Source organism: uncultured Kiloniella sp. (assembly GCF_937128705.1).
GTDB lineage: Bacteria > Pseudomonadota > Alphaproteobacteria > Kiloniellales > Kiloniellaceae > Kiloniella.
Genome location: NZ_CAKZMP010000395.1, coordinates 1 through 6,081, shown reverse-complemented (window position 1 = coordinate 6,081; position 6,081 = coordinate 1). Strand labels below are relative to the sequence as shown.

Below are 6,081 nucleotides of genomic sequence, written 5' to 3'. Positions count from 1 at the left end.
GGATCATAGAACTTCTGCAGTTCTGCTATGTTATAAAGGGTTTTGACCTGCTGATTGTCTGCGGCTAATGTGCAAATTCCCTTCGATTGAGCATGAAACTCTTATTGGTTTAGACAAGATGGCTTCCGAAACAATTTTTGCCCTATCTACTGCGCCGGGACAGGCGGGTGTTGCTGTGATTAGAATATCGGGTAGCACAGCCAAACTTGTTTTGGAAAAGATGTCATCTTCTTTTCCTGAACCTCGTGTTGCTGCTCTTATAAAATTGTTTGATCCTGAAGATAAAGCTGAACTGGATCGGTGTTTAGCTCTTTGGTTTCCTGGTCCCAGTAGTTTTACCGGGGAAGATGTTGTCGAGCTACACCTCCATGGTGGGCGTGCTGTAGTTGATGGCACGATCGAAGCTTTGGCAAAATTACCTGATTTTCGTCCAGCTGAAGCCGGTGAATTTACCCGTCGCGCATTTGATAATGACAAACTCGACTTAACTGAAGTAGAGGGACTGTCTGATCTCATCGCAGCAGAGACTGAAGCTCAAAGGAAACAAGCCATTCGTCAAATGGATGGGGAACTTTCTAAGCTGGTGGAAGGGTGGCGAAATCGTCTGGTCCGGATGCTTGCCTATTTGGAAGCTGAAATTGACTTCCCAGATGAAGAGTTGGAAGAAGGAATTTCAGCCCAAGTAAAACACAATATAGAGCAGCTAATAGAAGATATTAAACATCATCTGGCCGAAAGTCATCGCGGTGAACGCTTACGGAACGGCATTAAGATAGCAATTGTTGGACCTCCAAATGCTGGTAAATCTTCATTGCTGAATGCTTTGGCACGACGGGAAGTCGCCATTGTTTCTGATGTTGCCGGGACAACGAGAGATATAATAGAAGTACATTTGGATCTATCTGGTTATCCCGTTATTGTTTCCGATACGGCTGGTCTGAGAGAAATAGAAGAAAATACGACAGATGGAATTGAGCTCGAAGGGATAAGAAGAGCCAAACAGAACGCTGAATCCGCAGATCTATGTCTGGCTGTTTTTGATATCGCCGATAGAGATAATTTTGATACTGAAACTTTAAAATTATTGAATAGCGATAATAGTTTTGTTGCGCTTAACAAAAACGATTTAAATCAAGCTGATCAAACAATCCCTTCTTCCGTTTCTGGGTTTGATATAACTAAAATATCGACTAAATCTAGTGATGGTTTAGATATCTTATTGGAAAAGCTTAATTCATGGGTGGTTTCTAATATGGGACAGTCTGGAAGTTCATCCGGTATTACGAGACAGCGGCATAGGTCAGCTTTGCTTGAATGTTTAGATTCATTAGGTAGATCTCTTGAGACTGATTTGCCAGAACTTTGTGCTGAAGATTTACGCCTTGCGACACGCTATCTAGGACGAATTACTGGGAAAGTTGACGTAGAAGAGTTATTAGATGTTATTTTCCGTGATTTTTGCATTGGAAAATAAACTAATTTAGCTTACATAGGTAAAGCGTTTTGTGAACGATGTTTCACGTGAAACAGACCATATAGTAGTTATGAATATGGCTGAAAATTAAGTTGAGGGTAAATTCACTTCAGTGAACTCACTTATGACAAATTCATCTATAGTTTGAAGAATCTTATTAAGAGGGAAGATAATGCGTTTATTATTGGCTTTGCTTATTCCATGGTTACAATTTTTCACAATTGGAAGACCCTTTGCTGGAATCATTTGTCTCATTTTACAGATCACTTTAATTGGTTGGCCTGTGGCAGCAATTTGGTCTGTTTACGCATTGAGCCAATATAATACGGATCAAAAAATTAAAGACGCTTTGGGTAAATAACCTTTAACGTAGTTCTAAGTATTTTTAAAATTCGAAAAATATAGCAAAGCGATTAGCTATGAAAAACTATGATGTTATTGTTGTTGGGGGCGGTCACGCTGGAACAGAGGCTGCTGCAGCTTCTGCCAGAATGGGTGTCACTACACTTCTTGTAACCCATAAAAAATCGACTATTGGTGTTATGTCTTGTAACCCTGCCATAGGCGGTCTTGGCAAAGGGCATCTAGTAAGAGAAATTGATGCGCTTGATGGGTTAATGGGTAAAGCCATTGATCGAGGTGGCATTCAGTTTCGTGTCTTAAATAGAAGTAAAGGTCCAGCAGTACGCGGACCGAGAGCTCAAGCTGATCGCAGATTATATAAAGAAGCTATTCAGGAACTCTTGGATGATCAGGAAAATCTGACAATTCTTGAAGCTCCTGTTGAAGATCTTATTCTGGATGAAAATGACATTTGTTGCGGTGTCATTACTGCTACGGGGGAAAAGATCTTTTCTTCTGGTGTTGTTTTGACGACAGGAACTTTTTTAAACGGGTTAATTCATCTAGGTAAAAAGAAAATTCCTGCCGGTCGGGTAGGGGATGAACCAGCCATAGGTTTATCCAAAACTCTATCTCGGTTTGGTTTTGAGCTGGGACGTTTAAAAACTGGCACGCCAGCACGACTTGATACACGCACTATTGATTATAGTAACTTGGTTGTTCAGCCAGGGGATACGCCGCCAGAACCATTTTCCTATATGACAAAGGAAATTACTCAAAAACAGGTTCCATGTCATATAACTTATACCAACGTTGGTACCCACGATATTATTGCTGAGAATATTGACCAGTCTCCTATGTATTCTGGCCAAATCGAAAGTAAAGGTCCGCGGTATTGTCCTTCTATAGAAGATAAAGTTGTTCGTTTTAAAGAGAAAGATCGCCATCAAATTTTTCTAGAGCCAGAAGGTCTGGACGATGTAAATGTCTATCCAAATGGTATATCTACATCTCTTCCAGAAGACGTTCAGGAAGATTTTCTGAAAACTATTCCTGGTCTTGAGAAAGCTAAAATACTTCAACATGGCTATGCAATTGAGTATGACTATGTTGATCCGCGTGAATTGCGTCCAACACTTGAAACGTTGAAAGTTCATGGACTTTACTTTGCAGGTCAAATCAATGGGACAACTGGTTATGAAGAGGCTGGCGCACAAGGTCTTATTGCTGGTGTAAATGCTGCATTGAAGTCGCAAGGATCTGATAGGGATTTTGTATTGGATCGTGCTGATGCCTATATGGGGGTCATGATTGATGATCTTGTAACTTTGGGGGTTACAGAGCCTTACCGAATGTTTACTAGTCGTGCAGAATATCGTTTGAAACTTCGAGCTGATAATGCTGATCAACGTTTAACACCTATAGGGCTTGATATTGGGTGTATTAAAGAAGACAGAGCTTCTGTATTTAATGAGAAGATGTCTGCGCTTTCAAAAGCAAGAGCTTTTGCAAAGGAACATTCTGCGACACCTAATGAGTTGATTGCCTTTGATATCAATGTGAATAGAGATGGGCAAAGAAGGTCTATTTTTGACTTACTTCGTTACCCTGAAGTTACGATAGAGGTTCTAACTAAAGTATGGCCTGACCTTTCACAATTTGATCCGATTATCGTAGAGCAACTAGAGATAGATGCTAGCTATGCAGGTTACATTGATCGCCAAGATGCTGATATCAGAGCTTTTAAGAAAGATGAAGGTTTAAAGCTACCAGAAACTTTTGATTATGCGTCTGTTCCAAGTCTGTCTAATGAGATTATTCAGAAACTTAATCAATCAAAACCTGATACGTTAGGCGCGGCGTCGCGTATCTCGGGTGTTACACCTGCTGCACTGGTTGCACTTTTAAGATATGTAAGAAGATTAGATAAAAATAATGTTGCCTGATCAAACTGGAATTGAAGTTTTTAAAAAGCATATTTCTGTTTCACGTGAAACAGAGGATAAATTAAAATGCTATGCGGATCTTTTGATTAAATGGAATAAAGCAATCAATTTGGTGAGTAAAAACACCTTACCTGATTTATGGATCCGCCATTTTTTAGATTCTGCTCAACTTATTAAATATCTTTCTGAGACAGAGCATAAAAAAACAATTGTTGATTTTGGAAGTGGCGCAGGTTTTCCAGCTCTTGTTCTTGCTATACTGGGAGCAGGGGAAGTTCATGCGATGGAATCTGATCTTAAGAAATCAATGTTCTTGCGTGAAGTTTCACGTGAAACAGATGCAGGGTTAATTGTTCATAATAATCGTATTGAAAAGGTTGAACCCTTTGCTGTTGATGTTTTTACAGCACGCGCTTTTGCACCACTTTCTAAAATTTTAGATTTCTCTCAGTCCTTTTTAAAGGCTTCAAAAGGGAAAAAAGATCCTGAATTTTTGCTTTTAAAGGGGCGAAATGTAGATGAGGAATTGACCGAAGCAGAGAAAAAGTGGACTATGAAAGTGTCGAGGTACAATTCTTTGTCTGATGATGATGCAGCAATATTGAACCTCAAACTTCTATAACTTGGGGGGATTGATCGTGTCAGTACAAGATATGGATTCAATTTCAAGTAAAAAGAAACGTGAAGCTAAGGTTTGGTCCATTGCAAATCAGAAGGGTGGGGTTGGTAAAACAACAACAACCGTTAACCTGGCAACAGCTTTAGCTGCTTGTAAGAAAAAGGTTCTGATTATTGATCTTGATCCTCAGGGGAATGCTAGTACTGGATTAGGTGTAGAACCTGATGCCCGGCAACAAAGCATTTACCAGGTTATGATCGAAGGTTTACCTATCACGCGTGCTGTTAGATCAACAGATGTTCCCCGGATGCATGTTATTTCTTCTGGTGTGGAACTTTCAGGTGCCGAGCTGGAGCTTGTGAACCTGAAAGAACGTGAATTTAAATTGGTGAATGCTATTGGTCCCCTTTTGGATCAGTTTGATTATATCCTGATTGATTGCCCACCTGCACTTGGTCTGCTGACCTTGAATGCTCTGGTTGCTTCTGATGCTGTTCTTGTGCCTCTACAAACAGAGTTTTATGCCTTAGAAGGGTTATCTCACCTTCTTCGTACAATTGATCGTGTGAAGCGCGGGCTTAATCGTCGCCTTCAAATTCAGGGTGTTGTTCTTACGATGTATGACAGAAGGAACAACCTTTGTGAGATGGTTGCTGCTGATGTGCGGGCCTTCTTGGGTGATAAGGTGTTCAATACGGTTATACCGCGTAATGTCAGAGTGTCAGAGGCACCTTCACATGGTAAGCCTGTCCTTTTATACGATGTTGCTTGTGCAGGCTCTCAGGCCTATATCAAGTTGGCTGGGGAAATTCTTCGGAACGAACAGGTTCGTATTACCGAACCGGCTGTTGCATAATAATTAAACGGGTCATAACCCAAATAAAATTAACCTAGGTAAAATACATAACAGGCTTAGTTGAAAGGGTCGTTTGGTGGCTGAAGCTCAGGATAAACGGAAAAATTTAGGCCGCGGTCTTGCTGCTCTTTTTGGGGATGAGACAGAAGACTATGCGTCTTTGGATAAAGTACGTTCAACAAAACAAGTTCCGATAGAGCATATCCATCCCAATGCTAAACAGCCCCGCCGTCATTTTGAAGAAGAAGCGCTTGCGACGCTTGCTGATTCTATTGAACAATCAGGCTTGCTTCAGCCTATTTTGGTACGTCGTCATCCTGAGTTCTCATCAGAATATGAAATTGTGGCGGGGGAACGTCGTTGGCGGGCTTCTCAACGGGCACAGCTACATGAAATTCCCGTTGTAATACGTGAACTGAATGATGCTGAAGTTCTTCAAGTTGCAATAATTGAAAATGTTCAGCGTCAGGATCTAACGCCGATCGAAGAAGCAACTAGTTACCGTCGTCTTATGGATGAATTTGGCCATAAACAAGACGATGTTGCCAAAATTATCGGGAAAAGTCGCAGCCATATTGCAAATATACTTCGTTTGCTTTCTCTTCCGGAAGAAGTACAGAATCTCGTCGAAAAAGGTGATTTGAGTGCCGGTCATGCTCGTGCACTTGTTGGCGCTGAAGACGCCGTTGAACTTGCTCAGGAAATTTCTTCAAAAGGTCTTTCTGTTCGGGAAACGGAACGCTTGGCTAAAGCGATGAAAAAAGAGCTTAGTGAGCCTGATGAAGGTCAGGTTCAGGTTAAAAAGCCAATTTCTACGTCAAAGATTAAACCAAGTTCAGGCTCG

Annotated in this window: 6 protein-coding genes; all 6 read left to right on the top strand. The window is 41.0% G+C overall.

Annotation, left to right across the window (positions count from 1 at the left end):
- Positions 1-118 precede the first annotated feature (118 nt).
- The gene (mnmE, locus tag Q0241_RS20675; RefSeq protein WP_299380976.1) at positions 119-1,474 is read left to right on the top strand and encodes a tRNA uridine-5-carboxymethylaminomethyl(34) synthesis GTPase MnmE; all 1,356 of its coding nucleotides are present in this window, start codon (positions 119-121) and stop codon (positions 1,472-1,474) included.
- A gap of 172 nt (positions 1,475-1,646) precedes the next feature.
- The gene (locus Q0241_RS20670; RefSeq protein WP_085901560.1) at positions 1,647-1,835 is read left to right on the top strand and encodes a YqaE/Pmp3 family membrane protein; all 189 of its coding nucleotides are present in this window, start codon (positions 1,647-1,649) and stop codon (positions 1,833-1,835) included.
- Between the two features lie 58 nt (positions 1,836-1,893).
- Positions 1,894-3,762 carry a tRNA uridine-5-carboxymethylaminomethyl(34) synthesis enzyme MnmG gene (gene mnmG / locus Q0241_RS20665; RefSeq protein WP_299380975.1) on the top strand — a complete coding sequence of 623 codons (1,869 nt, stop codon included), beginning with the start codon at positions 1,894-1,896 and terminating at the stop codon, positions 3,760-3,762.
- On the top strand, positions 3,752-4,384 hold the full coding sequence (rsmG, locus tag Q0241_RS20660; RefSeq protein WP_299380974.1) for a 16S rRNA (guanine(527)-N(7))-methyltransferase RsmG: 633 nt from the start codon (positions 3,752-3,754) through the stop codon (positions 4,382-4,384). Before mnmG ends, rsmG begins: the two co-directional genes overlap by 11 nt.
- 31 nt (positions 4,385-4,415) lie before the next feature.
- Positions 4,416-5,237, top strand: coding sequence for a ParA family protein (locus Q0241_RS20655; RefSeq protein ID WP_299380977.1), 822 nt, complete (start codon positions 4,416-4,418; stop codon positions 5,235-5,237).
- 76 nt (positions 5,238-5,313) lie between these two features.
- Positions 5,314-6,081: ParB/RepB/Spo0J family partition protein (locus tag Q0241_RS20650; protein ID WP_299380973.1), on the top strand; the 768-nt coding region annotated here is incomplete at its 3' end.

Coding starts and splice junctions, on each gene's coding strand:
- mnmE (WP_299380976.1), top strand. CDS start 119: ATGGCTTCCGAAACAATTTTTGCCCTATCTACTGCGCCGGGACAGGCG.
- Q0241_RS20670 (WP_085901560.1), top strand. CDS start 1,647: ATGCGTTTATTATTGGCTTTGCTTATTCCATGGTTACAATTTTTCACA.
- mnmG (WP_299380975.1), top strand. CDS start 1,894: ATGAAAAACTATGATGTTATTGTTGTTGGGGGCGGTCACGCTGGAACA.
- rsmG (WP_299380974.1), top strand. CDS start 3,752: ATGTTGCCTGATCAAACTGGAATTGAAGTTTTTAAAAAGCATATTTCT.
- Q0241_RS20655 (WP_299380977.1), top strand. CDS start 4,416: ATGGATTCAATTTCAAGTAAAAAGAAACGTGAAGCTAAGGTTTGGTCC.